The sequence below is a fragment of the Aliihoeflea sp. PC F10.4 genome, assembly GCF_054612275.1.
This window is the reverse complement of sequence record NZ_JBTSWH010000001.1, coordinates 1791454-1817318: the sequence shown is the minus strand read 5'-3', so window position 1 is coordinate 1817318 and position 25865 is coordinate 1791454. Positions and strand designations below refer to the sequence as shown.

Genomic DNA, 25865 nt, shown 5'->3' with positions numbered 1-25865 from the left:
TGAGGGAAGGGCTGCCATGTCGTTTTGTCGTTCGTCGTTTCGCCATATCGCGGCTTTTGCCGTCATCGGTTCGGCGCTGGCCTTGTCGGCCTGCCAGTCGAGCGAGGGAACAGCCGTTGCCGCATCTGGTAGCGAGACCATCAATATCGAGGAATTGCGCGCCTATTGCCCGCAGGTGATCCTGCAAAGCGATAGCGCCGTCTGGTCGCAATACGAGCGTGGCGGCGAGGGCGATGCAAGCCGGCTCGTCCATCGCACGACGATCAGCGATACGACGCGCGCCTGCTCCTACGGTGCCGGTCAGATGACGCTGAACGTGGCGGCTGCCGGCCGCGTGGTGCCGGGCCCGGTCGGGCGGGCGGGACAGGTTTCCGTGCCGATCGTCATCGAAGCGCAGCGTGGCGGCGAGGTGATCTATTCGAACCGGGTGAACTACGCAGTGCAGGTAGGCGATACGGCTGGCGCAACTCAGTTCGTTTTCAACGATCCGGCCGTGATCATTCCGACCGATACGGCACGACAGACCCGCATCACCGTGCGCATCGACACCCCGCAATCATAGCGGGGCTTCGTCTCAATCCTCCGACCAGGCGCTGAGCGCGGCGATCGTGGCGGGCAGATCGGCATGGCGGCGGATGACGGTTTCGGCGCCGGCTTCGGTCAGCATGTCGGCGTGACCGGGATGCGTGTGCGAGGCACCGGTGAAGCCGATGACGCGCATGCCGGCAAGCTTCGCGCCATGGATGCCATGCACGGAATCCTCGATCACGAAGGTCTTCGACGGGTTCGCCTTCATTGCTTCGGCCGCATGAATGAACACGTCGGGCGCGGGCTTCGGCTTGCCTGACGGCGTATCGCGCGAAGAGAAAATATGGCCCTCGAAGAACGGCTTCAGTCGCGTCTTCGTCAGCATCATGTCGAGCCGCTCGGCAGATGAATTGGAGCAGATCGCGCGTTTGCCCGTGATCGATGCGACTGCCTCGTGAACGCCTTCGATCGCTTTCACTTCGGCCTTCAACCGCTGATCGACACGCTTTTCGACATCGTCGAGCATCGACGCTTGAAACGGTATGGCGGCCTCGCGCTCGATCCGCAGCATGATTTCGCGAAAGGTGAGGCCGGCATAGCTCTCGGCAAGTTCTTCCGGGCTGATCTCGTAGCCGGCGGCCGAAAGGATTTCGGCCTCGACGCGCGCGGCGATAATCTCGGAATCGACAAGGACGCCGTCGCAATCGAAGATGACGAGTTCGGGTGTGGACATGGAAGATTGCCGTGTTCTGGAGATGTTGGCGCGGTCCTACACGAGCCTGCCGGGAACCGCAAACCGCGCGCCTCTTCACGCGATGTTAACGCCGATCGGTAACCATAACGGAGTGTAAAAGAGTTTCTCCGAGTACCGGGTATCTTCATGTCAGCCGTGCGCGCTCTTGCCGACCTCGTTCCTTCCGCCGAACCGAGCCAGTGGCTCGACACCATCCTCAAAGGCGACTGCGTCGCCGCCCTGAACAAGCTTCCGGATCACTCCGTCGACGTGATCTTCGCCGATCCGCCCTATAATCTTCAACTCGATGGCGACCTGCACCGGCCCGACCAGTCGAAGGTCGATGCGGTGGACGATGAATGGGACCAGTTCGAAAGCTTCCAGGCCTATGACGCTTTCACGCGCGCCTGGCTGCTCGCCGCGCGCCGGGTGCTCAAGCCGAACGGCACGATCTGGGTGATCGGCTCCTACCACAACATCTTCCGCGTCGGTGCGATCATGCAGGATCTGGGCTTCTGGATTTTGAACGACGTGGTCTGGCGCAAGACGAACCCGATGCCGAACTTCCGTGGCCGCCGCTTCCAGAACGCGCATGAAACGATGATCTGGGCCTCGCGGGATCCGAAGGCCAAGGGCTACACCTTCAATTACGACGCGATGAAAGCGGCCAATGACGACGTGCAGATGCGATCCGACTGGCTGTTTCCGATCTGCACCGGCAATGAGCGCCTGAAGGACGAGAACGGCAACAAGGTCCATCCGACGCAAAAGCCCGAGGCGCTGCTCGCGCGCGTCATGCTGTCGTCGACGAAGCCGGGCGATGTGGTCCTCGACCCGTTCTTCGGCTCCGGCACGACGGGCGCGGTCGCCAAGCGCCTTGGCCGCCATTTCGTCGGTATCGAACGCGACCAGACCTATATCGACGCCGCACAGGAACGCATCGACCACGTCAGGCCGCTGGCCGAGATCGATCTGTCCGTCATGACGGGCAAGCGCGCAGAACCCCGTGTCGCCTTCGTCAGCCTGATTGATTCAGGCCTGATCAAGCCGGGCGCGGTGCTGCATGATGCCCGCCGCCGTCATCAGGCGCGGGTGCGCGCCGACGGCACCATCGCGGTCGGCGACGTCTCCGGATCGATCCACAAAGTCGGCGCGACGGTGCAGGGGCTCGATGCCTGCAATGGCTGGACGTTCTGGCACTATGAGCGTTCAGGTGGTCTCAACCAGATCGACGAGTTGCGGCGCATCGCCCGTCTGGGCATGAACCGCGCAGGCGCGTGACAAAAATCTTTCGCATCACGCACATGCTCGAAGTTTAAGGTATGGGGTCCTGTGCTCGTCACAGGACCCCATACTTAGTTTTAAGCCGGGCGGCTAAAGCAAGTCCAAATCCTTCAAATCCCGCTCTAACGTCTCCGCGTCGATGAACTGAACCGCCTGCCATCCGGCTTTCTTCGCACTGTCGACGTTCTTCGCGCTGTCATCGATGAAGAGCGTTGCGGCGGGATCGAGGCCGAACGTGCGGGCATGTAAATCGTAAATCGCGACGTCTGGCTTGATCATTTTGTGGTCACCTGAAACCGTGACGCCGCGCGACTTTTTGAGGAAATCGAAGCGTTCTTGCGCCTCGGCGAACGTGTCGGCCGCGAAATTGGTCAGCATCGTCACGTCGCGTCCGTCGGCGATCAGCTTTTCGAGGATCGCGACGCTGTCGTCATAGGCGTGCGGCACCATCTTGTGCCAGTTCTGGCGAAACGCACGGATGTTCGTTTCATGATCGGGAAAATCCGCGATCAGCAGCGCCTCCGCATCATCCCAGCGTCGTCCGCGATCCTGTTCGACGTTCCAATGCCCGGTGGTGACATTGTCGAGAAACCAGCGGCGTTCCGCATCGTCGGGAATGATGTCGCGATAGGGGAGTTCGGGATCGTAATGGATCAATACCTTGCCGATGTCGAAAACGATGTGACGGATTTCAGCCACTTCATGCGCTCCTTTTCTTGGTTGCGCCCGGTATGGCAGCTTCGATTGCCTTCTTCATGACAGTGGGCAACGCTTCCGTGTGAATAAGGTCGAGTGGCGCCCACCAGCCATTGGCAATATCGGGCTTTTCGGCAATTTCGGCCCGGTAAACGACGAGTTCGAGCTGGAAATGCGTGAAGACGTGCCCGATCTGGCCCGCTTTCGTCCAGTTTCCGGCAAAGGGCGCGGCTGTGGCAGCGATTTCGCCATCTGCGCGTGACGACCAGTTCGTCGACGGAACTTCCGCCATGCCGCCGAGCAGGCCTTTTGCCGCCCGCTTGCGCAGAAAAAGCGAATTCCCGTGTACCGCGACGAACGCCGCGCCGTGCCTGATCGGTTTTGCCACCTTCGCCGGTTTGACCGGATAGTGCTCCGGGTCGCCTTCGCGAAGCGCGAGGCATTCGTCGTTGACTGGACACATCAGGCATTTGGGCCGGCGTGGCGTGCAGATCGTCGCCCCAAGATCCATCGTCGCCTGTGCAAAGTCGCCGGGGCGATTCAAGTTCACAGCTTTTGCTACCAAGACCTTGATTTCGCTCTTGGCTTTGGGAAGCGGCGTGGCGATCGCAGCGAGGCGGGTAAAGACCCGCTCGACATTTCCATCGACCACGGCCGCTGGACGATCAAAGGCGATCGCTGCGATTGCCGCTGCGGTGTAAGGCCCGATTCCGGGCAGGGCGAGCAGTCCTCCTTCGGTACCGGGAAAGCGTCCGCCATATTCGTTTTCAATGGTTTCCGCGCATGTCTTCAGATTCCGCGCACGCGAATAATAGCCCAATCCCGCCCAGGCCTTCATGATATCGTCGCTGTCAGCAGCTGCGAGAGCCGATACGGTCGGCCAGGTGGCGACGAACTTGGCGAAATACGGTTTTACGGCTTCGACGGTCGTCTGCTGGAGCATGATTTCAGAAAGCCAGACGCGGTAAGGATCGGCGCGCAGGCCGGAGGCCAGATCGCGCGGCGGTATGCGCCAGGGAAGTTCGCGGTGATGACGGTCGTACCATTCGACCAGCTGGACGGACACGCGCTGCGCGCGAGCGTCGTCGAACCAGTCCTGCGCCGATGGCGTCATGCCCATGTTCCTGCTAGAAAGCTTAAGAACTCAAGCGCATAAAGGATTTCCGCCATGGCAGGCAAACCAAAAGGGTCATACGGGCCCCAACCGGTTGCCGATCTCGCCACGCGCATCCTCGATCCGGTGTTGCGAAAACGCGCTGGCATTCCGGTGGCGCTGATCCAGTCATGGGAAGAAATCGTGGGCGAGCGCACCGCGCGCGCATCCCGCCCCGAAAAGATCATCTGGCCGCGCCGCATGGGCGAGGACGATCCCTTCGAGCCGGCGACGTTGGTCGTCGCCTGCGAAGGGATGGCGGCGCTCGCGCTCCAGCACGAAACGGGGCAGGTCATCGCGCGGATCAACAGCTTTCTGGGTTTTGCGGCGGTCGGCCGCATCCGCATCCTGCAAAAGCCGGTTGCCGTCGATCCGTCGCCGCGGCGCAGGGGACCGGCGCAATTAAACGAACCTGACGCGGCGCATGTGAAGAACCTGACGCGCGCGATCGAGAGCGATGAATTGCGTGCTTCTCTCGAACGCCTCGGCGCGGAAGTCATCGGCGCCAAACGCCGCAGCGCTTGATCGGTTGTCATGGAAATCGCACCTTTGTGAACACAGTGTCGTGCATTCGCGGTAGGAAAGGGACGATCCTTGCCGTATTCGCGTTTTAGACGAATGCGATACAGACGATACTCAAACTTCAACACGGGTGATTCGAAATGGCCTCTTCTTTGTCGCGCAGACATGTCGTGACCTCTCTGGCGCTTCTTCCGGTCGCGGGCCTTGCGCTTGCTTCGTGCAGCGATAGCGGCAACTCCGCCAATGCGAGCGCGTCGGGCACCGATCCGGTGACGACCTCCGCCACCGCGCCCCGCGCTCAGGGCACCGTGGACATGGCAGCGCTCCTCGAACCCGGTCCGCTGGAAGACAAGGTTCTGGGCGATGCCGATGCGCCCGTGACGATCGTCGAATACGCGTCGATGACGTGCGGCCATTGCGGTAACTTCCACAACAACACGCTGCCGACGATCAAGGAACGCTATATCGATACGGGGCAGGCGAAGCTGATCTTGCGCGAATTTCCGTTCGATCCGCGCGCCGAAGCTGGTGCGATGCTCGCGCGCTGCGCGGACAACAACTTCTTCGCGATGTCGGATGTTCTCTTCAAGCAACAAAATAGCTGGGTGCCCGTCGACAATGCACGCGAAGCCTTGCTTCGCCTCGCCCGTCTGGGTGGTTTTACACAGGAGTCCTTTGAGGCTTGCTTGACCAACCAGGAACTTCTCGATGATGTCAGGTCGGTGCGTGCGCGCGCGCAAAACGATTTCGGAGTGAACTCGACGCCGACTTTCTTCATCAACGGCAACAAATATGCGGGGGCCCTGTCGGTTGACGAAATGTCGGCCATCATCGACTCGATGCTCTGACGTCCCGAACTTGACTGCCGGGCGCGGCATAGCCGCGTCCGGATTTCGTTCATCGAGCCGAACGAGGCTCTGAACGATGCGTTTCAACAGGCTCCGTCTTCTCGGCTTCAAATCCTTCGTCGATCCCGGCGAGTTCGTCATCGAACGCGGCCTGACCGGCATCGTGGGGCCGAACGGCTGCGGCAAGTCGAACCTCGTCGAGGCGCTGCGCTGGGTGATGGGCGAAAACTCCTACAAGAACATGCGCGCGTCCGGCATGGACGATGTGATCTTCTCCGGCTCCGGCACGCGTCCGGCTCGCAACACCGCCGAGGTCACGCTTTTTCTCGACAATTCGGATCGCACCGCACCGGCCGCCTTCAATGCGGCGGACGAGTTGCAGGTTTCGCGCCGCATCGAGCGTGAATCGGGGTCCGTCTACCGCATCAACGGCAAGGAGGCACGCGCCAAGGACGTGCAGCTTCTTTTCGCCGATCAGTCGACGGGCGCGCGCTCGCCGTCGATGGTCGGGCAGGGGCGCATCGGCGAACTGATTCAGGCAAAGCCGCAGGCGCGCCGTGCGCTTCTGGAAGAAGCTGCCGGAATTTCCGGCCTTCACTCGCGCCGGCACGAGGCGGAGCTTCGCCTGCGCGCAGCCGAGCAGAACCTTGAACGTCTCGACGACGTGACCGGCGAGTTGCGTACGCAGATCGAAAGCCTGAAGCGGCAGGCGCGGCAGGCGCAGCGTTTCAAGGCACTGTCGGCGGATATCCGCAAGGCCGAAGCGACGCTGCTTCATCTGCGCTGGGTGCATGAAAAGACGCAGGAGGGCGAAGCGAAGTCGGTGTTGGCGCGCGCGACATCGATGGTTGCCGAGCGTGCGCAGGAGCAGATCGAGGCGGCGAAAGCGCAAGGCATCGGGGCTCATAAACTGCCAGAATTGCGCGAGGTCGAGGCCATCGCGGCGGCCGTGGTGCAGCGTTTGGCGATTGCACGCACGCAGCACGAGGATGAGGCGAAGCGGGTTGCCGCGCGCGCTCAGGAACTTGAGCGCCGTCTGCATCAGGCAGACGCCGATATCGAGCGCGAACGCCAGATTCTGGCCGATAATGCCGGCGTTCTGGACCGGCTGGCCACCGAAGAGAAGGAACTGCATGCGGTAGGTGAAAACCATGATGCTCGTCTGGCAGAGGCCGACGCCGCGCGTCTCAGCGTTTCCGAACGTCTTGCGGGCATGGAAGAGGAATTGTCGGCGCTGACCGCCCGGCGTGCGGAAAGCGCCACGCTTCGCGCACACGCCGTTAGGACCTTACGCGAACTCGACGAACGGCAAGCGAAAGCCGAGCGCCAGCTTGCCGGTGCGTGCGATGAAATCGCGGAACTCAATGCACGCGTTGCAACGCTGCCGGACGTCGAGCTAAGCCGGATTGCCTTTGCGGCTGCGGAACGCAATCTTGCGACTGCCGAAAACCACGCAACCGTGACAGAGGCGGCGGTGCCGCCGGCTCGCGCGGCCGAATCGGAAGCCCGGGAGCGTCTTCAGGGCGCACGCTCGGCACTGTCGCAAGCTGAAACCGAGGCGCGGACGTTGGAAAAAGTGCTTGCCGCAGGGCAAGCAGGGGCGGGCCAGACGCCCGTTCTCGACGTCATCAAAGTCGCGCGCGGGTTCGAAACCGCACTCGGAGCGGCGCTGGCCGACGATCTCGATCTGCCTGTCGACGGTGATGCGGCCGCATATTGGTCGCTGCCGGTTCATGTAGGAGACGATCCAGCCCTGCCGGAGGGCGCGGAGCCTTTGCTCGCCCACGTCGAAGCGCCGGTGGAACTTCGTCGGCGTTTGGCGCAGGTCGGCGTCGTGCCCCGGTTGGATGGAGCGCGAATGCAGCAAAGACTCGCGACGGGTCAGGTGCTCGTCTCCCGCGAGGGTGATCTGTGGCGTTGGGACGGGGTTGTCGCGAGTGCCGATGCGCCGACGGCGGCCGCCCAGCGACTCGCGCAGCGCAATCGTCTGACGGAGCTTAGGGACGAGATCGACGGTGCGATGGTGCGGCTTGCCGAGGCCGAAACCGAATTTGCTGCCCGGGAAATGGCCGTGAAAGAGGTGGTCGAAACGGAACGAACCGCCCGCGAAGCTGTGCGAACCGCGCAAAAATCTCTGGCGGAAAAACGCGACGACCTTGCCCGCGCAGAGCGCGCCCGTGGTGAAATCGATGCGCGGCGGGCAGGGTTGTCGGAAACGGAGGGGCGGCTCACCGACACCCTCGAAGAGATATCGACCGAGCGCATCGCCGCCGAAAATGCGGTAGCCGCCGCACCGGACCCGGTTGCGCTCGAAGCGGAGCTAGGTGCGCTCCGTCAGCATACAGCGGACGAGCGGGCTGCCGAGATTGCGGCGCGAGCCACCCGCGATGGTCTGATCCGTGACGCTGAAACGCGGGAAAGGCGGCTGGCGGCGATCATGTCCGAGCGCGACGGCTGGTCGAAGCGCGCCGGCAACGCCCAGGCGCAGATCGAGGCGCTGAATACCCGCCGCGCAGAAGCGGCCGCTGAAGCTGCTGCGCTTGCCGACGCGCCGGACGAATTCGAGGTGAAGCGGCGGGCGCTTGCAGGAGAATTCGATAAAGCCGAGACCGCACGCCGCGAAGCAGCCGACGCGCTGGCGCTGGCGGAAACCGGGCAGGCGGCGCTCGACCGCACGGCGACGGTCGCAATCGAGGCCCTCAGCCGGGCGCGTGAGGAGCGTGGCCGTGCCGAGGAGCGTCTGTCTGCAGCCGAAGAGCGGCGTCGCGACGTCGAGACGCGCATGCGCGAGACGGTTGGCGTCGAGCCTCATCTGGTTGCGCTGCAGGCAGAGCTTCTGGCCGATCAGGCAGCGCCGGAGATCGCAGACGTGGAGCGTCGTCTCGATCGGCTGAAGGTCGAGCGGGAACGGCTGGGTGCCGTCAATCTGCGCGCCGAGCAGGAGGCGCGCGAATTATCGGATCGCTTCGATCTCATTACGCGCGAACGCGACGACGTGGTCGAGGCAATCGCGCGGTTGCGCGAAGCGATCCAGAACCTGAACCGGCAAGGGCGCGAGCGGTTGCTTGCCGCGTTCGGGCGTGTCGATGCCGAATTCCGGCGCCTGTTCACGCATCTTTTCGGCGGCGGTACGGCCGAACTGCAATTGATCGAGAGCGACGATCCTCTGGAAGCGGGGCTCGAAATCCTTGCACGCCCCCCGGGCAAGAAACCGCAGACTATGACGCTTCTGTCGGGCGGTGAGCAGGCGCTGACGGCGATGGCGCTTATTTTTGCGGTGTTTCTCACCAATCCAGCGCCGATCTGCGTCCTCGACGAGGTGGACGCGCCGCTTGACGATCACAATGTCGAGCGCTTCTGCAATCTGATGGACGAGATGGCGGCGACGACCGAAACGCGCTTCGTCATCATCACGCACAATCCGATTACCATGTCGCGCATGGACAGGCTGTTCGGTGTAACCATGGCCGAGCAGGGCGTCAGCCAGCTCGTTTCGGTCGATCTTCAGACGGCTGAACAGATGCGGGAAGCAGTATGACGAAGGATTTGAAGACGCGTGCGGATGATCTTGCAAGGGCGCTGCGTGACATGCACAAAGCGTTGATCCATGCCGAAGCGGGCGACGATCCTGCCTACCAGAACCCCTATACGCTGCTTTTCGAGATCATCGGAAATCCCCGGTTTTCATGGCTGGAAAGCCTGTCGCAACTGATTGTGCTCATCGATGAAGCACGCACCGATAAAGAGGGCGCACTGACCGAGGCCGTGCTGGCCAATGCGATCGCCAGCGCTAGGCGCCTCCTCGGTGAGGGAAAGGGTCACGACACCCAGTTTCGTCTGCATCATCTGATGGCGGTCCAGAATGCGCCGGATGTCGCGATCACGACCGGAAAACTGCGCCGCCTTCTGGACGAATTGGCTCCACCCAGCCAGTCAGACAGCCGTCAATAGGACCGACCGTCCACCGGCACGTGCTTCACCTTTGTCAGGTCGACGTCTTCCAGGCAACGGATGTTGATCGCAGCCGTCGCCTTGCCGTCGGGCGCGGTGCCGAGCCCGAACGGCGCGCAGCCGCAATCCGGGCAGAAATGGTGATCGATCACATGCCTGTTGAATTTGTAGGTCGACAGGGTCTCGAGCGGCGTTTCCAGATGAAGCTGTTCGCGAGGCACGAACCAGAGCAAATAGCCCTTGCGACTGCAATGCGAGCAATTGCATTCGTTCGCTTCGGTGAATTCGCCATCGACCTCAAAGGCCGTCTTGCCGCAATGGCAGCTTCCCCTGTGCATGTTCCGGTATCCTACTCGGCCCATACTGCAAGTTCGTTGCCGGCCGGATCGATGAAATGGAACCGGCGGCCGCCGGGAAATTCGAAGATCGGTCTGACGATCCTGCCGCCGGCATCGGTCACCGCCTGCAAGGTCCGCTCCAGATCGGTCGAAAACAGGACCGGCAGCGGTTTGGCATCGGCAGGCGCACCGGCGTCGAAACCGCCGTCAAGACCTTCCGAGAAGGCCGCATAGGACGGGCCGTAATCGGTGAAAGTCCAGCCGAACGCGGCGCTGTAAAAGGCTTTCGCGCTGTCGATCGCTCCGCCGCCAGCCTGCATCTCGATATAGTCGAGCTTTCCATCTTCGCGCATGATTTTGACCCTTTATGTTCCTTATTTGTTCTATATCGAAGCGGAGCGTTCCGCAAGCTGGCAAGAAGCGTTTTCGATCTCAATCGATTGAGTTCGAACGGCGCGTAGAGCACGCCTTGCCATTTGCTGCGCTGCACTCTATCGCTCGAAACCCAGGCAAGGAGGACGGCATGTCGAAGTGGGTCTACGCGTTTGGTGACGGCAAGGCGGAAGGCCGGGCAGGGGACAAGAACCTGCTTGGCGGCAAGGGAGCCAATCTCGCCGAGATGTGCAATCTGGGTCTTCCGGTTCCGCCCGGCTTCACCATCACGACCGACGCCTGTGTCCACTACTACGCCAATGAACGCTGCTACCCGGCCGAACTCGAGGCCGAGGTGGATGCTGCGCTTACTACCGTCGGAAGCATAACGGGCAAGCGTTTCGGAGACCCGAAAAACCTTCTTCTTGTGTCCGTGCGATCGGGCGCCCGCGCGTCGATGCCGGGCATGATGGACACGGTCCTCAATCTGGGCCTGAACGACGAGACGGTCGAGGCGCTGGCACGAGATGCCGGCGACGAGCGGTTCGCCTTCGACAGCTATCGCCGCTTCATCACCATGTATTGCGACGTCGTGCTTGGGCTCGATCACGAAGTCTTCGAGGAAATTCTCGAGGACGAGAAAGCGAAGGCGGGCGTCGAACTCGATACCGAACTTTCCGCAGTGCAGTGGCGCAAGATCGTCGTGCTCTACAAGGAAAAGGTGGTCGAGGAACTCGGCCATCCGTTCCCGCAAGACCCGCGCGAGCAGCTTTGGGGTGCGATCGGGGCGGTCTTCTCGAGCTGGATGAACCATCGCGCGATCACCTATCGCCGTCTGCACGACATCCCCGAAAGCTGGGGCACGGCGGTCAACGTGCAGTCAATGGTGTTCGGTAATATGGGCGACACGTCCGCGACCGGCGTCGCCTTCACGCGCAATCCCTCGACGGGGGAAAAGGCGCTTTACGGCGAATTCCTCGTCAATGCGCAGGGCGAAGACGTGGTGGCGGGCATCCGCACACCGCAGAACTTGACGGAGGCGGCGCGTATTGCCGCCGGTTCGGACAAGCCTTCGCTGCAAAAGGTGATGCCTGAGGCTTATGCGAATTTCGTCGACATCGCGAACCGGCTCGAAAGCCACTATCGCGACATGCAGGATCTCGAATTCACGATCGAGCGCGGCAAATTGTGGATGCTCCAGACGCGTTCGGGAAAACGCACGGCGAAGGCCGCGTTGAAGATCGCAGTCGATATGGCCGGCGAAGGGCTGATCACGCATGACGAGGCCGTCAAGCGCATCGATCCGGCCTCGCTCGACCAGCTTTTGCACCCGACGATCGACCCGAAGGCGGAGCGCAACATCATCGGCTCGGGCCTGCCCGCCTCGCCGGGCGCGGCGACCGGCGAGATCGTGTTTACCTCCGACGACGCCGAGGAAATGAAGCAGCAGGGCCGAAAGGTCATTCTGGTCCGCGTCGAGACAAGCCCGGAGGATATTCACGGCATGCACGCGGCCGAGGGCATCCTGACCACGCGCGGCGGCATGACGAGCCATGCGGCGGTCGTGGCGCGCGGAATGGGCAAGCCTTGCGTATCGGGCGCGGGCGGATTGCGGGTGGATACGCGCGCGGGAACGCTTCTCGCCATGGGCGTGACGCTGAAAAAAGGCGATATCATCACCATCGACGGCGCGAGCGGGCAGGTGCTGAAAGGCGCGGTGCCGATGCTCCAGCCGGAGCTTTCGGGCGATTTTGCCGCGATCATGGAATGGGCGGATGGCGCGCGACGCATGAAGGTGCGCGCCAATGCGGAAACGCCGGCCGACGCGCGCATGGCGCGGTCGTTCGGTGCGGAAGGTATCGGTCTTTGTCGCACGGAGCATATGTTCTTCGATGAAGAACGTATCATCTCCATGCGCGAGATGATCCTCGCCGATACCGAGGCGGGGCGCCGCGCAGCGCTCGACAAGCTTTTGCCGATGCAGCGCTCGGACTTCGTCGAACTGTTCGAGATCATGGCCGGGCTGCCGGTGACGATCCGGCTCCTCGACCCGCCGCTGCACGAATTCCTGCCGAACACGCCCGAGGAAATCGCCGACGTCGCGAAGGTTCTGGGCGTCGATCCGGACAAGCTCGTCGAGCGCACGGAAGCCCTGCACGAATTCAACCCGATGCTCGGCCATCGCGGCTGCCGGCTTGCCGTCTCCTATCCTGAAATCGCCGAGATGCAGGCCCGCGCGATTTTCGAGGCCGCATTGGAGGCGGGCGAAAAGACCGGCAAACCCGTCGTGCCGGAAATCATGGTCCCCCTCGTCGGCATCATGAAGGAACTCGATTTCGTCAAGGCGCGGATCGACGCCGTCGGAAAAGAGGTCATGCAGGAAAAAGGCCAGCAGATCGACTATCTCGTCGGCACCATGATCGAATTGCCGCGCGCGGCGATCCGCGCGCATGTGATCGCGGAGGCGGCGGAGTTCTTCTCTTTCGGTACGAATGATCTGACCCAGACCACGTTCGGGATCAGCCGCGACGACGCATCGTCCTTTCTCGAAACCTATCGCCAGAAGGGAATTATCGAGCGCGATCCGTTCGTGTCGATCGATCAGGAAGGCGTGGGCGAACTCGTGCGTATGGCGAGCGAAAAGGGCAGGGCGACGCGCCCCGACATTAAGCTCGGCATCTGCGGCGAGCATGGCGGAGATCCGTCTTCGATCCACTTTTGCGAGGAAGTCGGCCTCGACTATGTCTCCTGCTCGCCGTTCCGCGTGCCGATCGCACGATTGGCGGCGGCGCAGGCGGCGGTCAAGGGATAGCAGTCGCCGCGTTTTCAAAGCGGTGTTCGGGCGCTATGATCTTATTTCGTAACGGAGGAGATCATGACGGCCGGATCATCTGCGAAAGCAAAAACGCCTGTGGAGCCTGTGCTTCTTTCGGGAGGCAATCCACAGATTGCGAAGGGTTATGGCGATGCGCCGGTGCAGGCCTATATCGCGGCGATGCCCGGCTGGAAAAGTGATGTCGGGCGAAGTCTCGACGCGCTGATCGTGGCAGCCTTGCCGGATGTGAAGAAGGCGGTGAAATGGAATTCACCGTTCTACGGCGTCGAGGATGGCCATTACATCCTGTCTTTCCACTGCTTCGACAAATATGTGAAGGTCGCTTTCTTCAGGGGCGCGTCGATCGATCCGATGCCGCCGGTTGGCTCGAAACAGAAGGACGTGCGCTATTTCCACGTCCACGAAAACGACGCGGTCGACGAGGCGCAATTCTCCGATTGGGTGAAGCAGGCAAGCCGCTTGCCGGGCGAGAAGATGTAGCAAAAGGGATCGTGCCTATGGCTGACGATCCCGGAAAAGACGCTTCGAAGCTCATCGATAAGCGTATCGCCGAACTTGGCGATTGGCGCGGCGAGACGCTTGAGCGAATGCGCAGGCTGATCCACGAGGCCGATCCTGAGATCGTTGAGGAATGGAAATGGCGCGGCGTGCCGGTTTTCTCGCATGACGGGATCGTCTGCACAGGTGAGACTTACAAAAACGTCGTGAAGCTGACCTTCGCCAAAGGCGCATCGCTGGACGACCCTTCCGGGCTGTTCAACGCCAGCCTTGAAGGCAATGCGCGCCGCGCGATCGATATCGGCAAGGACCACAAAATCGACGCGGAGGCGTTCAAGGCGCTCATTCGCGCAGCCGTCGCGTTGAATGTTAAGAAGCCGTCTCGCACGAAGCCGAAAGGCTGAACGCGAAGACGCCCGGCACGAGGCCGGGCGCATCTAGAACATTATGTCCGCTCGTCAGAAGCCAGCGCGGTTTTCCAGATGATCGGCGGAAAGCACGCGGTTCATCACGTCGAACACGGACGTGTTGTCGATGTACGAACCGTCCCAGTCATATCCAATTCCGTTGCCCCAGAGCTTCGCCGCCCTGACATCGACACGGCGGCCTTCGTCGAAGAGGCTGCTGCCGGAACCGATCGCCCAAAGCGGGACCAGTTCGTTTGTGTGATTGCCGGAAGCGAACTGATAGCCGGGCAGGACGCCTTCACCGCGATCCTGAACGGCGAGATAGTCGTTGAAACGGTCCTTTGTCGGATCGAAGCGGGCATCCTCGATGGCTTCCTCGTTTGACGGGTCGGCGACAGCTTGACCCGAGCCGTTGGTATAGGTGCCTTCGCCCCAGATGCCACCGGTCTCGTGATCGGCGGTGACGATCAGGAGCGTTTCGTCCCAGTTCGAGTTCTCCTCGATCCACTGGATCGCTGCTTCCACCGCCATGTTGAAATCGATCTGTTCCTCGATGTAACGCGGCATATCGTTGGCGTGGCCCATCCAGTCGACGGCTCCGCCTTCGATCATGACGAAGAAGCCGTTTTCGTTCTGATTGAGGACGTTGAGCGAGGCCTGCGTCATCGTCGTCAGCGAAGGCACGTTTTCGACGAACGCCATGCCGGACGGATTGTTCTCGTCCGCGTCGAGTTCAGTACGATCCGACTGTGCGGTGCTGATCGACTGCATGACGCCGACGACCTTCTGCGGCAGGTTTTCGCCAGCGGCGAGCGCTTCGAAATCGGCCTTCTCCTCGATAAAGGAGAATCCGTTGTGACCTTCTTCGCTGGTCAGTGCCGCCCAGGTTTCCTCGCCCCCGACGAATTTGTAGTCCCGCTCTGCACCGTCTTCGAGACGGCGGCCGCTCTTGTCGAAATCGGGATGGCCCGCGCCCATGATGACGTCGAGGCCGCCGTCGACCATTTCGTTGAAGATGTCGGCATAGGAGTTGCGGGAAGCTGCATGTGACCAGACGGCGCCCGGTGTTGCGTGCGATGCCTGCACCGTGGAGACGGCACCCGTGGAGCGGCCTTGCGCGTTGGCGATCTGCGCGATGGTGACGAAGTCGATCTCGCCCTGCCAGTCCTTGTTGATGCGTCCGTTGACGGTCTTTCGTCCGGTATAAAGGGCGGTCGCGGCCGAAGAGGAGTCCGTATAGGAGGTGTAGCTCTCGCCGACCGGCGCGAAATCGTTGAGGAAGGTGTTTTCGAAACGGTTCCAGCGGGTGGTCGGATCGTAATATTGCTCCACGACACCGGCGGCTTGGTCGGCTTCGTCATCGCTGACGAGATTGCCGTTTCCGTCGATCGGATTGACCGACCAGTGCGTCTGTCCGTAAAGGCGCGGCTCCGTGCCGTCCGGTCGGGCGACCTGATAGGATTGGCTGCCGGCCTTGCCCTGATAGTAGTCGGCGGCCAGCCAGCCATTGAAGCCGATGCCGTCGGAAATCATCAAGATGACGTTCTTGGCAGTCGGCTCTTCGGCAAAGGCCGGAACAATAAAAGCTGAGCCGAGGCTGAGCGAAACGACCAGACGCGAAATGTGGCGCATCGGATTTTCCCCTTGAGTGAGTGAGCATAAAGTTTACGCGCTCGTCGCTAAGGGGTCCATGTAACAAAGGTGCGACCCTCGTCGCAAAATCTATCCGCGAAGACCCGGCGCTTCCTGGCCGGTGCGCGCGACATATTCGGTATAGCCGCCGCCATAGGTGTGGATGCCCTCCGGCGTCAGTTCCAGAACGCGATTGGAGAGCGCGGCGAGGAAATGGCGGTCATGGCTGACGAAAAGCATCGCGCCTTCGTAGCGCGACAGCGCGTCGATCAGCATTTCCTTGGTGGCGATGTCGAGATGGTTGGTCGGCTCATCGAGGACGAGGAAGTTCGGTGGGTCGAACAGCATGATCGCCATGACGAGCCGCGCTTTTTCACCGCCTGAAAGGACGCGGCATTTCTTTTCGACGTCGTCGCCCGAAAAGCCGAAGCAGCCGGCAAGCGCCCGCAGCGGTGCCTGCCCGGCTTGCGGAAATTCGCGTTCCAGCGTCTGAAGGATCGTGTCGTCACCGTCGATCACTTCCATGGCGTGCTGCGCGAAATAACCCATGCGTACGCTCGGGCCGCGCGCGACCGTGCCGTCGTCCGGTTCCGACGCACCTGCGACGAGCTTCAGGAGCGTCGACTTGCCCGCGCCGTTGACGCCCATCACGCACCAGCGTTCTTTCCGGCGCACCTGAAAGTCGAGCCCGTCATAAATGGTGCGCGCGCCATAGCTCTTGGCGACACCTTTCAAGGTTGCAACATCCTCGCCGGAGCGCGGCGCAGGCTTGAATTCGAAGCGCACGGTCTGCTGGCGCTTGGGCGGCTCGACCTTGTCGATCTTGTCGAGCTTCTTGACGCGGCTTTGCACCTGCGCGGCGTGGCTGGCACGCGCCTTGAAACGTTCTATGAACGCGATTTCCTTGGCGAGCATGGCCTGCTGGCGCTCGAACTGCGCCTGCTGCTGCGCCTCGGCGAGCTTTCGCTGCTCCTGATAGAAGGTATAGCCGCCCGAATAGGAGGTGAGGGAGCCGGCGTCGATCTCGATGATCTTGCCGACGATGCGGTTCATGAACTCGCGGTCGTGCGAGGTCATGAGGATCGTTCCGTCATAGCCCTTGAGGAAGTTTTCGAGCCAGATCAGGCTTTCGAGGTCGAGATGGTTCGACGGCTCGTCGAGAAGCATCGCGTCGGGGCGCATGAGCAGGATCTTGGCGAGCGCAACGCGCATCTTCCAGCCGCCCGAAAGCTTTCCGACGTCGCCGTCCATCATCTCCTGCGAAAAGCCGAGGCCATCGAGAACTTCGCGCGCGCGCCCGTCGAGCGCGTAACCGTCGAGTTCGTCGAACCGGCCCTGCACCTCGCCGTAGCGGGTGATGATCTCGTCCATTTCATCGGCGCGGTCGGGATCGGCCATCGCGGCTTCGAGGTCTGCCATCTCGGCTGCGAGTACGCTGACGGGACCCGCGCCGTCCATGACTTCCGTGACCGCGCTGCGGCCCGCCATGTCGCCGACATCCTGGCTGAAATAGCCGATGGTGACGCCGCGGTCGGAGGCGACCTGGCCTTCGTCGGGCAGTTCCTGTCCGGTGATCATGCGGAACAGCGTTGTCTTGCCCGCGCCATTGGGGCCGACGAGGCCGATCTTCTCACCGCGCTGGAGCGCCGCCGATGCCTCGATGAAGACGATCTGCTGACCGTTCTGCTTGGAGATGTTTTCGAGACGAATCATGAAAAAGTGGCCCTGCGCAGGAGTTTGCGAGGGCCACTTACGCGATGTGTCGATGCGGGGAAAGAGGCCGCGCGGTCGCGGCTCTTGGTCAGGCGGCTTTCTGCAACCCTTCCTTGGAAACCCAGGCTTCCGCTTCGCCCAATGCCTTTTCGAAACGGTCGAACAATTCGTTCAGTTCGCCTTCGGAAATGATCATTGGCGGGCAAAAAGCGATGGTGTCGCCGATGGCACGCTGAATGAGGCCGTTGTTCTCGCAGAATTTGGCGACCTGCGCGCCGACGCCGCTCTTCGGATCGAAGGAGCGCTTCGTCGCCTTGTCGGCCACGAGTTCGACGCCGCCGACGAGCCCGGCGTAACGGACTTCGCCGACAAGCGGATGATCGGCGACCTTCTTCAGTCGCGCCTCGAACACCGGCGAGACCTTGCGAACATGACCTATGATGTCGTCGCGCTGATAGATTTCGATCGCCTTGACGCCCAGGGCGCAGCCGAGTGGATGGCCGCCATAGGTGAAGCCGTGGCCGAACGTGCCGATCTTTTCGGAGTGACTGACATAGGCGTCGTAAACGTCTTCCGGCACCATCACCGCTCCGAGCGGCGCATAGGCGGAGGTCAATTGCTTGGCGGCGGAGATGGTCTTCGGCGTCATGCCGGTCGTCTGGCAACCCCACCAGTTGCCGGTGCGCCCGAAGCCGTTGATGACCTCGTCCGAGATCATCATGATGTCGTGTTCATCGAGCACCTTCTGGATTTCGGCGAAATAGTTCGCCGGCGGCACGATGACGCCGCCTGCACCCATGATCGGCTCGGCGATCATCGCTGCGATCGTGTCCGGCCCCTCGCGCTCGATGAGATCGCGCAGCGACTGGACGAGCCGCGCGACGAAATCGGCTTCGCTCTCGCCGTCCTTCCCGAAGCGGTAGTAGTGCGGGCAGTCCGTGTGAACGACGCGGTCGACCGGCAGGTCCCAGCCGATATGGTTATAGGGCAGGCCTGTCAGTGAGGCGGCCATGATCGTCACGCCGTGGTAGGCCTTCTGGCGCGAGATGATCTTCTTCTTGTTCGGCCGTCCGAGCGCGTTGTTCATATACCAGGCGAGCTTGACCTGCGTGTCGTTGGCCTCGGAACCGGACGAAGTGAAGAACACTTTGGAGATCGGCATCGGCGCGATCTCTTTGAGCTTTTCGGCAAGCTCGATGGCGGGCTCCATGCCCTTGGCGCCGAAGAGGTGATAATAGGGCAGGGTGCGAAGCTGTGCGGCCGCCGCTTCCACCATCTCCTCGTTGCCGAAGCCGAGGCCGGCGCACCACAGGCCCGACATGCCTTCGATATAGTCGCGACCCTGCGTGTCGTAGACGAAGACGCCTTCGCCGCGCTCAATGACGAGAGGGCCATGCGTCTTCAGCTTGTGCAGCGGCGTATAGGGGTGAAGCACCGCCTCGATGTCGCGGGTCTGCAGATTGGTGAGCGGGGGCTGATCGAGCATGAATGTCTCCTGACGTTTGGCAGGAGACTAGCCAACTTCACCGGGCGCAAGAACCCCCGCCAATGGCCCTATCGATTGGTCCAGAAATCAAGCGGCGGACGGCAGTGTTGCGGCAAGTCCAGCATAGGCCGGGATGAGTGCGGCGATCGGAAGGTCGGACTCGGCGGCAGGTTCGATGGCGATATCTTCGCCTTCGTTCTGCCGCACGATCAGGAAATCGGCATTTTCTGCATCGGTTGTCAGGATCGCGGCGACGTCGAGGACCGGCGCAAGGTCGATGCGCATATGAAAAAGAAATTGCGCAGGCAAATTGTTCAGCGCCGCGCGCACCCGATCCTCGAACGAGGCGGCCTCGGCCGCCTTGACCGCATCCAGAATTGTCATGGACAGGTCCAATTCCAATGGCGCAGGCATGGCTTTGACCTTGGCGTGCTTTTTCGCCTTCTTCATCGTGGTGATTCCGTTTCGTCGCTGCCTCCCGCCGGTGACAAGATCGGGACCAATCACGGCCCGAATGTGGCTTGGCCGGTAGCTTAATTTTTCAATCCGTGAACGGCCTTATCGCTGGACACGCACGTCGATCCGTCCAAGATTACCTTCGTTCGAATGGGAGGAACTACATGCTCGGACTGATGCAGGACTGGCCGCTGCTGTGCCACAAGATCATCGATCACGCGGCGATCCAGCACCCCGAAAGGGAGATCGTGTCGCGCTCGGTGGAGGGGCCGATCGTGCGCACGACCTACAAGGCGGTGCGCCAGCGTGCGCTCAAGGTTGCAAAGCGCCTCGAGCAAGAGGGTTATCGCGAAGGCGACAGGATTGCGACGTTGGCCTGGAATACGGCACGCCATCTGGAGGCGTGGTATGGCATCATGGGCATGGGCGGTGTCTATCATACGCTAAATCCGCGCCTGTTCCCGCAGCAGATTATCTGGATCATGAACCACGCCGAGGACAAGGCGCTGTTCGTCGATCTGACATTCCTTCCGCTCGTCGAGAAGATCGCGAGCCAGGTGCCGTCGCTCAAGCAGGTGATCGTGCTGACGGACGCGGCGAACCTTCCGCAAACGAGCCTGACGAATGTAGTCGCCTACGAGGACTGGATTACCGAAGCGGATGACGACTATCGCTGGAAGGCGCTGGACGAAAAAGCCGCGTCGGGCATGTGCTACACCTCCGGCACGACGGGCGACCCCAAGGGCGTTGTCTATTCCCACCGCTCGAACGTGCTGCACGCGATGATGGCGGCAATGCCGGACGCCATGGGCATTTCGTCCCGCGATACGATCTTGCCGGTCGTCCCGATGTTCCACGCCAATGCGTGGGGGCTTGCCCAGTCGAGCCCGATGGTCGGCGCCAAGCTGGTGATGCCCGGCGGGCGTATGGATGGCGAGGCGATCTACGAACTTCTCGATACCGAAAAGGTGACGTTTACCGCCGCCGTGCCGACCGTTTGGTTGCTTCTGCTCCAGCATATGGAAAAGAACGATCTGAAGCTGCCGCATCTCAAGAAGGTTGTGATCGGCGGCTCGGCATGTCCGCGCGCAATGACTGAAAAATTCGAGAAGAACTACGATGTGGAAGTCATTCATGCCTGGGGCATGACGGAGATGTCGCCGCTCGGCTCGCTGGCGACGATGAAGCCGGAATATGCCGCGACGACTGGTGACGCGCTGTTCGATATCAAGCAGACGCAAGGGTTCGCGCCGTTCGGCGTGGAAATGAAGGTCACCGATGACGAGAACAAGGAACATCCCTGGGACGGGAAGACGTTCGGCCGTCTCAAGGTGCGTGGTCCGGCCGTCGCGGCCGCCTATTATGGCGACGTGGGCACAGAGCAATTCGACGATGAAGGCTGGTTCGACACCGGCGACGTCGCCCATATCAACGCCAATGGCTACATGCAGATCACAGATCGCGCCAAGGACGTGATCAAGTCCGGCGGCGAATGGATATCGACCATCGATCTCGAAAATCTCGCGGTTGGACATCCCGACGTGGCGGAGGCTGCGGTGATCGGCATCGCGCATCCCAAGTGGGACGAGCGCCCGCTGCTCGTTGTCGTGAAAAAGGAAGGCAAGGACCCGTCGAAGGAGGAACTTCTGGGGTTTCTCGAAGGCAAGGTCGCCAAATGGTGGATGCCGGAGGATGTCGCCTTCGTCGACGAAATCCCGCATACCGCGACCGGAAAAATCCAGAAAACGACGTTGCGAGAGCAATTCAAGGAGTACGAACTGCCCACCGCCTCGTCAGCGGCCTGACGCGCCGCTCTCGCGCAAGCCAGGCTGACAGGCTAATACCGCGCCATGAGGAATCACCGGAGAATCGGACGACATGGCGCGGTATGATGAGCGGCAGTTTGCGCCTCTTGCAGCGCCAGCCAGAGGCGTGGCGTTCTTCGCCGCCGTGCTTTTGGGTCTGGCCGTACTCGCGCATTGGCTGGCCGCGATAGGCACGCCCGAATTTTTCTGGGTTCTGATTATCGTCGCCGTGCTGGCACTTTTTTCGCTGCTGCTTGCAGGGCTGGCGCTGCGCCGTGTGTGGATCGAGGGCGATGCGGGTGCGGGCGCTGCTATTGCCGGTGTCCTGATCGCGGGCCTCGTTTTGGCACCCTTCGCCTTTGCTCTTTACGCGGCTGCGGCCTATCCGGCTTTGTCGGATGTCGCGACCGATACGGCCGATCCGCCCCTTTTCACCGAGGCTGGCGCTCTGCGCGGCGATGCAGCGAACCGTGTAATGCCGATTTCACCTGATGCTGCTGCTGCGATCAGGTCTGCCTATCCCGAACTCGTTTCACGCATTTACGATTTGCCGCTTGCCGACGCCGTACAGGCCGCTTTGCGTGTTGCAAGCGAACGCGGGCTGGAGCCGATTTCCCGGCAACAAATGGGTGCGAACGAGACCACGCTCGAATTCGCAAGCCGTTCGCTCATGGCCTTATCTCCTGCCGATATCGCTCTGCGCCTGCGAGCAGATAATGGGGTAACACGGATCGATATGCGCTCGGCTTCCCAATACGGCAGCCACGATCTGGGCGACAACGCACGTCGGATCGCGGGCTTCCTCGACGCGCTCGACTATGAGGTCGGTGTCATGCAAGGCGTTATCGTCGAGGACGAATAATCACGCCGGGCGATAGACCGCATCGATCGACGGTTCCGGGTCCGCGACGACCAGTCCACGTCCCGCGAGGTCTTCAAGATGGGCGAGAACCGACAGGGCGGCCGCGCCGTGAAGACGCGGGTCCGTGTCGCGATAGATGGCGGCGACGATATCCGGGATCAGCCGGTCGCCGATCTTCAGACGCTCGACGATCGCACGCTCGCGCATTTTTCGATGCGTGCGCAGGCCTCGTACGAAAGCGCGCGGATTGCGAACAGGCCCGCCATGTCCGGTATGATAGATCACGTCGTCGCGGGCGCCGAGGCGGTCCAGCGAGGACATATAGTCGGACATCGCGCCATCGGGCGGCGCGACGATCGAGGTCGCCCACGCCATGACATGATCGGCCGAAAGCAGGATGCCTGTGCCCTCGATGGCGAACGCGACATGGTTGGCGCAGTGTCCGGGCGTATAGATCGCGCGGATCGACCAGCCGTCGCCCTGAACGAGTTCGTCGTCGGCAAGCGCATGATCGGGGTTGAATTCGGTGTCAGCGCTTGCGTCGAGCGGATTGATTTCGCCGATCCGCAAGGGACGGGCCGAGCGGTGCGGGCCTTCGGCCATGACGAGAGCGCCGGTCTTGGCCTTTAGGCGTGCGGCCAGCGGTGAGTGATCGCGATGCGTGTGGCTGACGAAGATGTGGCTGACAGGCCGGCCTGCAATGGCGTTCAAAAGCGCGTCGTAATGTGCCTCGTCTTCCGGACCGGGATCGATCACGGCAAGCGTGTCGGTGCCGAGAATATAGCTGTTGGTGCCGTGGAAGGTGAACGGGCTGGGATTGTTCACGGTCAGGCGTGACAGGTTCGGTGCAACGGGAACCGCCTCACCGTAGCGCGGCTCGAACTTGGTATCGAATTCCATGACGGCTCCCTTCGCAGTGCGAAGGCGTTTAGCACGGCCTCCGCTTAGCCGAGAAGGCCGAGAGCGGGGAAAGTTTCGAGAAGCCAGAAAGCCGCCGTCTGGATGCCGCCCGTCAGGAACAGGACGCCTGCGACGACCAGCAATCCGCCCATCACCTTTTCGACACGGCCCAGATGGATGCGAAAGCGTTGCAGAAAACGCATGAACGCGCCCGAAAACAGCGCTGCGATTACGAACGGAATGCCGAGGCCAAGTGAGTAGGCACCGAGCAGCATCGCGCCTTCGCTGACGGTTTCGCGTCCGCCGGCCAGCGTCAGGATCGGCCCGAGCACGGGACCGATGCACGGCGTCCAGCCAAAGGCGAAGGCAAGACCCATGATGTAGGCGGCGCCTGCATTGGCGGGCGTCACGTCAGCCTGAAACCGCGCCTCGCGCGACAGGAAGGGAATGCGAATGACGCCGAGAAAGTTCAGGCCCATCAGGATGATAATCACGCCGGAGACGATCGCGAGTTCCTGCTGCCAGGCGCGCATGAGGCCGCCGACCGTCGAGGCACCCGCGCCGAGCGCGACGAAAACGGTGGAGAAGCCGAGCACGAAGGCGAACGCCACGCCCGCCAACGCCGTACGCGTCCTTGCCGTCGTCGCGCCGTCGCGAAACTCGTCGACCGAAACACCGGCCATGTAGCACAGGTAGGGCGGCACCAGCGGCAGCACGCAGGGCGACAGGAACGATAACGCGCCTGCGGCGAGCGCGCTCATATATCCGACGTCGAGTGCCATGTGCGTGAGAGAACTCCGTGAACGGCGGTCTGATAGCGCGAAGGCCTGTCGCATGGCCAATCATAATCGCGTGGCAGAGTGTCGCTACACTCGACTTGCGGATGCATCCAACCGGCCGCTTTCGCGTTCATCGAAAAACCGAAGGAGATGGAAATGGTCGATAAGTCACAGATCAAGGAACATGCCGAGATCATCGGCGCGGACGGCGTTCATGTCGGAACGGTGGACGGCGTCGAGGGCGACCGGATCAAACTCACAAAGAAGGATAGCGGCGAAGGCTCGCATCGCGGCCATCATCACTTCGTGCCGCTCGCGCTAGTCGCGGAGGTGGAATCAGGCACCGTGCGCCTGTCGGCCAATGCCGATGTCGCGGTGATGTTCGAAGAAGAGGAAGACCACCGGCCGATGTGACGGGAATTGGTGGGCGCGCAGGGACTCGAACCCTGGACCTACAGATTAAAAGTCCGTTGCTCTACCAACTGAGCTACGCGCCCGCAGGCCGCTGGCGACCCGGATTTCGCGGCGGAACATAGGCAGGTGACCGGGCGAGGTCAACTGCCAATCGGCCTCCGTTACGGCAGCAGAAGACCGCCGCCAAACGGGCTATTTCGAACCGCCGGCCTTCCTGTTTTCCTTCTCGGCCTTGAGCGTCGCGCGTAACTGCGCGCCAAGGCCGTCCTTGTTCACCTGCCGCGCGCGACCGAAGGCCAGCGCATCTGCGGGAACATCCTGCGTGATCACGCTTCCCGACGCCACATATCCGCCGTCGCCGATGGTGACGGGGGCGACCAGCGATGAATTGGACCCGATGAACGCACCCGCACCGATATTCGTGCGATGCTTGAGGAAGCCGTCGTAGTTACAGGTGATCGTTCCAGCTCCGATATTGGCTCCTGCGCCGATCGTGGCATCGCCAATATAGGTGAGGTGGTTGATCTTCGCGCCTGCCGCGACGTCCGCATTCTTCACTTCACAGAAATTGCCGACCTTGGCCTTCTCAGCCAGCCGTGCGCCGGGTCGCAATCGTGCGAACGGTCCGATCTGTGCTCCCGATTCGATTTCCGCACCCTCGATATGCGAAAAAGAGTGGATCACGGCATCACTCGCGATTTTGACGCCCGGACCGAAAACGACGTTCGGCTCGATGATGGTATCGGCTCCGATCTGGGTATCATGGGAAAAATGCACGGTTTCAGGCGCAACCAAAGTCACGCCCGACAGCATCATCTCGCGGCGCTTGCGCTTTTGCCAAACCGCCTCGGCTTCTGCGAGCTGAACGCGATTGTTCACGCCGAGCACGCTTTCCTCGTCTGCGACCGTTGCAACGACCTTAAGGTCACGCGCCGCTGCGATTTCGACGATATCCGTCAGGTAATACTCTCCCTTGGAATTGGCGTTGCCGACGGCCTCGATCAGTGAAAGCGCGTGTTCGCCCGCGATCGCCATCAGCCCGCCATTGCAAAACGTGATCTTCCGCTCTTCGTCGCTGCAATCCTTGTCCTCCCGGATCGCGACGAGTTGGCCGCCGTTCATTAACAGCCGGCCATAGCCGGAGGGGTCAGCAGCTTCAAAGCCCATCACAACGACGGAAGCACCATCGGCAAGCCCTTTGCGCAAGGCGGCGATGTCATCGCTTTCGATGAGCGGCGTATCGGCGAAAAGGACGAGGATGTCGTCGTAGCCTTCCGCAATCGCCTCGCGCGCGGCGAGAACCGCGTGGGCGGTGCCCAGACGCTCATGCTGGAGATAAAGGCGCGCGCTAGGCGCGACGGTTGTAGCGGCTTTCAGAACATCGTCCGACTGGCGACCGGCAACGATGGCGAGTTCGGCCCTCCCGCCCGCTTGCGCCGCGCGCGCGGCGTGACACACGAGCGGCAGTCCTGCCATTTCGTGGAGCACCTTTGGCTTTGCGCTCTTCATGCGCGTGCCTTCGCCAGCGGCGAGCACGATCGCCAGACAAGTTCTTTCGCGCATTTCCATCCTCTCAAATTCGAATGCTGGCACGCTCTATCACCGCATTGTCCGGTTCGCCAAGATTCGTGCAATTTCGAGATGTAGCAAGT

The 25865-nt window shown here is 61.7% G+C and carries 24 protein-coding genes and 1 tRNA gene; 12 read left to right on the top strand and 13 right to left on the bottom strand.

Annotated elements, in window-relative coordinates:
• The first annotated feature begins 16 nt into the window (after nucleotides 1–16).
• Complete coding sequence (locus ACX82Z_RS09135; RefSeq protein WP_459588097.1) at nucleotides 17–562, top strand: hypothetical protein; 546 nt, start codon at nucleotides 17–19, stop codon at nucleotides 560–562.
• Nucleotides 563–574: 12 nt separating this feature from the next.
• On the opposite strand, the gene ACX82Z_RS09130 is transcribed toward ACX82Z_RS09135, so the two are convergent.
• Complete coding sequence (locus ACX82Z_RS09130; RefSeq protein WP_459588096.1) at nucleotides 575–1261, bottom strand: HAD family hydrolase; 687 nt, start codon at nucleotides 1259–1261, stop codon at nucleotides 575–577.
• Nucleotides 1262–1408: 147 nt separating this feature from the next.
• Here ACX82Z_RS09130 and ACX82Z_RS09125 point away from each other — a divergent pair, with 147 nt between their 5' ends.
• A complete protein-coding gene (locus ACX82Z_RS09125; RefSeq protein WP_459588095.1) occupies nucleotides 1409–2542 on the top strand; it encodes a DNA methyltransferase in 1134 nt (377 codons plus the stop codon).
• Nucleotides 2543–2635: 93 nt separating this feature from the next.
• Here ACX82Z_RS09125 and ACX82Z_RS09120 read toward each other — a convergent pair whose 3' ends face one another.
• Together ACX82Z_RS09120 and mutY are read right to left on the bottom strand one after the other, a co-directional pair.
• Nucleotides 2636–3244, bottom strand: coding sequence for an HAD family hydrolase (locus tag ACX82Z_RS09120; RefSeq protein WP_459588093.1), 609 nt, complete (start codon nucleotides 3242–3244; stop codon nucleotides 2636–2638).
• A gap of 1 nt (nucleotide 3245) precedes the next feature.
• Entirely contained in the window at nucleotides 3246–4355 is a 1110-nt protein-coding gene (gene mutY / locus ACX82Z_RS09115) for an A/G-specific adenine glycosylase (protein WP_459588091.1), read from the bottom strand.
• Between the two features lie 54 nt (nucleotides 4356–4409).
• Between mutY and ACX82Z_RS09110 the strand changes: the two genes are divergently transcribed.
• The 4 genes from ACX82Z_RS09110 (at nucleotide 4410) to ACX82Z_RS09095 (ending at nucleotide 9715) form a co-directional block, all read left to right on the top strand.
• Nucleotides 4410–4919, top strand: coding sequence for a DUF721 domain-containing protein (locus tag ACX82Z_RS09110; protein ID WP_459588089.1), 510 nt, complete (start codon nucleotides 4410–4412; stop codon nucleotides 4917–4919).
• Nucleotides 4920–5056: 137 nt separating this feature from the next.
• Nucleotides 5057–5764, top strand: coding sequence for a DsbA family protein (locus ACX82Z_RS09105; protein WP_459588088.1), 708 nt, complete (start codon nucleotides 5057–5059; stop codon nucleotides 5762–5764).
• Nucleotides 5765–5840: 76 nt separating this feature from the next.
• A complete protein-coding gene (locus ACX82Z_RS09100) occupies nucleotides 5841–9302 on the top strand; it encodes a chromosome segregation SMC family protein (protein ID WP_459588086.1) in 3462 nt (1153 codons plus the stop codon).
• Nucleotides 9299–9715 carry a hypothetical protein gene (locus ACX82Z_RS09095; protein WP_459588084.1) on the top strand — a complete coding sequence of 139 codons (417 nt, stop codon included), beginning with the start codon at nucleotides 9299–9301 and terminating at the stop codon, nucleotides 9713–9715. The genes ACX82Z_RS09100 and ACX82Z_RS09095 overlap by 4 nt, the downstream gene beginning before the upstream one ends.
• Here ACX82Z_RS09095 and ACX82Z_RS09090 read toward each other — a convergent pair.
• Nucleotides 9709–10053 carry a GFA family protein gene (locus ACX82Z_RS09090; protein WP_459588081.1) on the bottom strand — a complete coding sequence of 115 codons (345 nt, stop codon included), beginning with the start codon at nucleotides 10051–10053 and terminating at the stop codon, nucleotides 9709–9711. The genes ACX82Z_RS09095 and ACX82Z_RS09090 overlap by 7 nt on opposite strands.
• An 11-nt stretch (nucleotides 10054–10064) precedes the next feature.
• Nucleotides 10065–10406 (bottom strand): VOC family protein, encoded by a 342-nt coding sequence (locus tag ACX82Z_RS09085; RefSeq protein ID WP_459588080.1) that lies wholly within the window; start codon nucleotides 10404–10406, stop codon nucleotides 10065–10067.
• Nucleotides 10407–10576: 170 nt separating this feature from the next.
• On the opposite strand from ACX82Z_RS09085, the gene ppdK reads away from it, so the two are divergent.
• The 3 genes from ppdK to ACX82Z_RS09070 all read left to right on the top strand — a co-directional run bounded on the left by ppdK (nucleotide 10577) and on the right by ACX82Z_RS09070 (nucleotide 14163).
• Nucleotides 10577–13237 (top strand): pyruvate, phosphate dikinase, encoded by a 2661-nt coding sequence (gene ppdK / locus ACX82Z_RS09080; protein ID WP_459588079.1) that lies wholly within the window; start codon nucleotides 10577–10579, stop codon nucleotides 13235–13237.
• Between the two features lie 63 nt (nucleotides 13238–13300).
• Nucleotides 13301–13741: a DUF1801 domain-containing protein gene (locus tag ACX82Z_RS09075; protein ID WP_459588078.1), complete on the top strand. Its 441-nt coding sequence runs from the start codon at nucleotides 13301–13303 to the stop codon at nucleotides 13739–13741.
• Nucleotides 13742–13758: 17 nt separating this feature from the next.
• Complete coding sequence (locus ACX82Z_RS09070) at nucleotides 13759–14163, top strand: DUF1801 domain-containing protein (protein WP_459588076.1); 405 nt, start codon at nucleotides 13759–13761, stop codon at nucleotides 14161–14163.
• Nucleotides 14164–14217: 54 nt separating this feature from the next.
• On the opposite strand, the gene ACX82Z_RS09065 is transcribed toward ACX82Z_RS09070, so the two are convergent.
• The 4 genes from ACX82Z_RS09065 to ACX82Z_RS09050 all read right to left on the bottom strand — a co-directional run bounded on the left by ACX82Z_RS09065 (nucleotide 14218) and on the right by ACX82Z_RS09050 (nucleotide 19447).
• Nucleotides 14218–15798: an alkaline phosphatase gene (locus ACX82Z_RS09065; protein ID WP_459588074.1), complete on the bottom strand. Its 1581-nt coding sequence runs from the start codon at nucleotides 15796–15798 to the stop codon at nucleotides 14218–14220.
• 90 nt (nucleotides 15799–15888) lie between these two features.
• A complete protein-coding gene (locus ACX82Z_RS09060; RefSeq protein ID WP_459588072.1) occupies nucleotides 15889–17511 on the bottom strand; it encodes an ABC-F family ATP-binding cassette domain-containing protein in 1623 nt (540 codons plus the stop codon).
• Between the two features lie 88 nt (nucleotides 17512–17599).
• Entirely contained in the window at nucleotides 17600–18997 is a 1398-nt protein-coding gene (locus ACX82Z_RS09055) for an aminotransferase (RefSeq protein ID WP_459588071.1), read from the bottom strand.
• Between the two features lie 87 nt (nucleotides 18998–19084).
• Entirely contained in the window at nucleotides 19085–19447 is a 363-nt protein-coding gene (locus ACX82Z_RS09050) for a hypothetical protein (protein ID WP_459588069.1), read from the bottom strand.
• A gap of 170 nt (nucleotides 19448–19617) precedes the next feature.
• Here ACX82Z_RS09050 and ACX82Z_RS09045 point away from each other — a divergent pair, with 170 nt between their 5' ends.
• Nucleotides 19618–21258, top strand: coding sequence for a 3-(methylthio)propionyl-CoA ligase (locus tag ACX82Z_RS09045; RefSeq protein ID WP_459588067.1), 1641 nt, complete (start codon nucleotides 19618–19620; stop codon nucleotides 21256–21258).
• Nucleotides 21259–21331: 73 nt separating this feature from the next.
• Nucleotides 21332–22120, top strand: a complete 789-nt coding sequence (locus ACX82Z_RS09040; RefSeq protein ID WP_459588065.1) for a DUF1499 domain-containing protein — start codon at nucleotides 21332–21334, stop codon at nucleotides 22118–22120.
• Here the strand turns inward: ACX82Z_RS09040 and ACX82Z_RS09035 are convergent, their stop codons facing one another.
• A complete protein-coding gene (locus tag ACX82Z_RS09035; RefSeq protein WP_459588063.1) occupies nucleotides 22121–23020 on the bottom strand; it encodes an MBL fold metallo-hydrolase in 900 nt (299 codons plus the stop codon).
• A 44-nt stretch (nucleotides 23021–23064) separates the two neighbouring features.
• Entirely contained in the window at nucleotides 23065–23802 is a 738-nt protein-coding gene (locus ACX82Z_RS09030; RefSeq protein ID WP_459588061.1) for a cytochrome c biogenesis CcdA family protein, read from the bottom strand.
• 153 nt (nucleotides 23803–23955) lie between these two features.
• Between ACX82Z_RS09030 and ACX82Z_RS09025 the strand changes: the two genes are divergently transcribed.
• Nucleotides 23956–24213, top strand: coding sequence for a DUF2171 domain-containing protein (locus ACX82Z_RS09025; RefSeq protein ID WP_459588060.1), 258 nt, complete (start codon nucleotides 23956–23958; stop codon nucleotides 24211–24213).
• Nucleotides 24214–24220: 7 nt separating this feature from the next.
• Here the strand turns inward: ACX82Z_RS09025 and ACX82Z_RS09020 are convergent.
• Nucleotides 24221–24296: transfer RNA gene (locus ACX82Z_RS09020), tRNA-Lys, on the bottom strand.
• A 109-nt stretch (nucleotides 24297–24405) separates the two neighbouring features.
• Nucleotides 24406–25776, bottom strand: coding sequence for a bifunctional UDP-N-acetylglucosamine diphosphorylase/glucosamine-1-phosphate N-acetyltransferase GlmU (gene glmU, locus ACX82Z_RS09015; protein ID WP_459588058.1), 1371 nt, complete (start codon nucleotides 25774–25776; stop codon nucleotides 24406–24408).
• Between the last annotated feature and the right edge of the window lie 89 nt (nucleotides 25777–25865).

What these genes read in the sequence shown, in the direction of transcription:
- ACX82Z_RS09045 (WP_459588067.1), top strand. Translation starts at nt 19,618, where the DNA reads ATGCTCGGACTGATGCAGGACTGGCCGCTGCTGTGCCACAAGATCATC.
- ACX82Z_RS09135 (WP_459588097.1), top strand. Translation starts at nt 17, where the DNA reads ATGTCGTTTTGTCGTTCGTCGTTTCGCCATATCGCGGCTTTTGCCGTC.
- ACX82Z_RS09050 (WP_459588069.1), bottom strand. Translation starts at nt 19,447, where the DNA reads ATGAAGAAGGCGAAAAAGCACGCCAAGGTCAAAGCCATGCCTGCGCCA.
- ACX82Z_RS09095 (WP_459588084.1), top strand. Translation starts at nt 9,299, where the DNA reads ATGACGAAGGATTTGAAGACGCGTGCGGATGATCTTGCAAGGGCGCTG.
- ACX82Z_RS09130 (WP_459588096.1), bottom strand. Translation starts at nt 1,261, where the DNA reads ATGTCCACACCCGAACTCGTCATCTTCGATTGCGACGGCGTCCTTGTC.
- ACX82Z_RS09125 (WP_459588095.1), top strand. Translation starts at nt 1,409, where the DNA reads ATGTCAGCCGTGCGCGCTCTTGCCGACCTCGTTCCTTCCGCCGAACCG.
- ACX82Z_RS09075 (WP_459588078.1), top strand. Translation starts at nt 13,301, where the DNA reads ATGACGGCCGGATCATCTGCGAAAGCAAAAACGCCTGTGGAGCCTGTG.
- glmU (WP_459588058.1), bottom strand. Translation starts at nt 25,776, where the DNA reads ATGCGCGAAAGAACTTGTCTGGCGATCGTGCTCGCCGCTGGCGAAGGC.
- ACX82Z_RS09060 (WP_459588072.1), bottom strand. Translation starts at nt 17,511, where the DNA reads ATGATTCGTCTCGAAAACATCTCCAAGCAGAACGGTCAGCAGATCGTC.
- ACX82Z_RS09035 (WP_459588063.1), bottom strand. Translation starts at nt 23,020, where the DNA reads ATGGAATTCGATACCAAGTTCGAGCCGCGCTACGGTGAGGCGGTTCCC.
- ACX82Z_RS09040 (WP_459588065.1), top strand. Translation starts at nt 21,332, where the DNA reads ATGGCGCGGTATGATGAGCGGCAGTTTGCGCCTCTTGCAGCGCCAGCC.
- ACX82Z_RS09100 (WP_459588086.1), top strand. Translation starts at nt 5,841, where the DNA reads ATGCGTTTCAACAGGCTCCGTCTTCTCGGCTTCAAATCCTTCGTCGAT.
- ACX82Z_RS09070 (WP_459588076.1), top strand. Translation starts at nt 13,759, where the DNA reads ATGGCTGACGATCCCGGAAAAGACGCTTCGAAGCTCATCGATAAGCGT.
- ACX82Z_RS09025 (WP_459588060.1), top strand. Translation starts at nt 23,956, where the DNA reads ATGGTCGATAAGTCACAGATCAAGGAACATGCCGAGATCATCGGCGCG.
- ppdK (WP_459588079.1), top strand. Translation starts at nt 10,577, where the DNA reads ATGTCGAAGTGGGTCTACGCGTTTGGTGACGGCAAGGCGGAAGGCCGG.
- ACX82Z_RS09085 (WP_459588080.1), bottom strand. Translation starts at nt 10,406, where the DNA reads ATGCGCGAAGATGGAAAGCTCGACTATATCGAGATGCAGGCTGGCGGC.
- ACX82Z_RS09065 (WP_459588074.1), bottom strand. Translation starts at nt 15,798, where the DNA reads ATGCGCCACATTTCGCGTCTGGTCGTTTCGCTCAGCCTCGGCTCAGCT.
- ACX82Z_RS09105 (WP_459588088.1), top strand. Translation starts at nt 5,057, where the DNA reads ATGGCCTCTTCTTTGTCGCGCAGACATGTCGTGACCTCTCTGGCGCTT.
- ACX82Z_RS09030 (WP_459588061.1), bottom strand. Translation starts at nt 23,802, where the DNA reads ATGGCACTCGACGTCGGATATATGAGCGCGCTCGCCGCAGGCGCGTTA.
- ACX82Z_RS09055 (WP_459588071.1), bottom strand. Translation starts at nt 18,997, where the DNA reads ATGCTCGATCAGCCCCCGCTCACCAATCTGCAGACCCGCGACATCGAG.
- mutY (WP_459588091.1), bottom strand. Translation starts at nt 4,355, where the DNA reads ATGACGCCATCGGCGCAGGACTGGTTCGACGACGCTCGCGCGCAGCGC.
- ACX82Z_RS09090 (WP_459588081.1), bottom strand. Translation starts at nt 10,053, where the DNA reads ATGCACAGGGGAAGCTGCCATTGCGGCAAGACGGCCTTTGAGGTCGAT.
- ACX82Z_RS09110 (WP_459588089.1), top strand. Translation starts at nt 4,410, where the DNA reads ATGGCAGGCAAACCAAAAGGGTCATACGGGCCCCAACCGGTTGCCGAT.